We start from the raw sequence: 1,129 nt of genomic DNA, 5'->3' as shown, positions 1-1,129 counted from the left end.
TGAGCGCATCTTTCGCCTGTCCCTCTTCTTCATGCTGCCCTTTGTCAATTTTTTCTTTCTTCCCAACGACTCCGGCAAGCTTTGCATAGGATTTCTGCATCTCGCCTGCATCGTATTGCAGCCGCTCTTTTACCTGACTGTCAAACCAACCCATAACCTGCCCTCCTATTCTGTGGTAATTAACCGTGTATAGTAACCGTCCAATTGATACAGCTCTTCATGTGTCCCCCGCTCCATAACCCTGCCGTGATCAAGAACTACAATTTCATCACAGTCACGAATCGTAGACAAACGGTGTGCAACAATGATACAGGTAATCCCGCGCTTTTGAATTGCTTTGACAACTTCATATTCCGTTTTCGCATCCAGGGCTGATGTAGCCTCATCTAATATGGCGATGGTGGGATCCTGGGCAAGAACACGTGCGATCTCAAACCGCTGGCGCTGCCCTCCGCTGAAATTTTTGCCTCCTTCGGAAACTGCATGTCCATATCCGCCTTTTCTCGTCATAATATCAGAATGAATCTGCGCATCTCTTGCTGCAATAATCATTTCAAAATCTTCGATGGATTTATCCCACATCTTAATATTATCTGCTATACTGTCTTCAAACATGGTTATGTCCTGGTCTACCACAGATAGTGATGAATTAAAAACCTCTTTCGGTATATCCTTCATCGGTTTACCCTGAAATAAAATCTCACCCGACCAAGGTTCATATAATCCGCAGGCAAGTTTGGCTATAGTGGATTTACCACATCCCGATGAACCCACCAGCGCTACTTTCGATCCACTCTTCACCGTTAGATTAAAATCCTTTAAAAGAGGCTCTTCTAACCTGGAATATCCAAATGTTACATTTCGAAACTCCACGCTTCCATCCAGCTTCTCAAATACATCCTCCGTATCTCTGATGGAAGAAAATACAACATCTTCTTTATATTTCATTACATCATCCACGCGTTCCATAGAAGTCCGCATTTCCTGCAATTTTTGTCCCGTTTCCAATAAGTCGTTCACCGGCATTAAAAACTGTGTCATATAAGACTGGAATGCCAGCAGCATACCAACGGTAAAATTCCCCTTTATAATCATCCATACGCCAAGCGCCAGGATTATAATCCCGGAA

1 protein-coding gene is annotated in these 1,129 nt (G+C 43.7%); it reads right to left on the bottom strand.

Going from position 1 to position 1,129, the window contains the following annotated elements; translation table 11 throughout:
* Window positions 1–165: 165 nt before the first annotated feature.
* On the bottom strand, window positions 166–1,129 hold a 964-nt coding region (locus ACH2DQ_RS07060; protein WP_395026126.1), incomplete at its 5' end, for an ATP-binding cassette domain-containing protein.

The organism is Robinsoniella sp. (assembly GCF_034124845.1).
The sequence above is the reverse complement of the archived record's forward strand: the minus strand, read 5'-3'. Positions and strand labels throughout refer to the sequence as shown.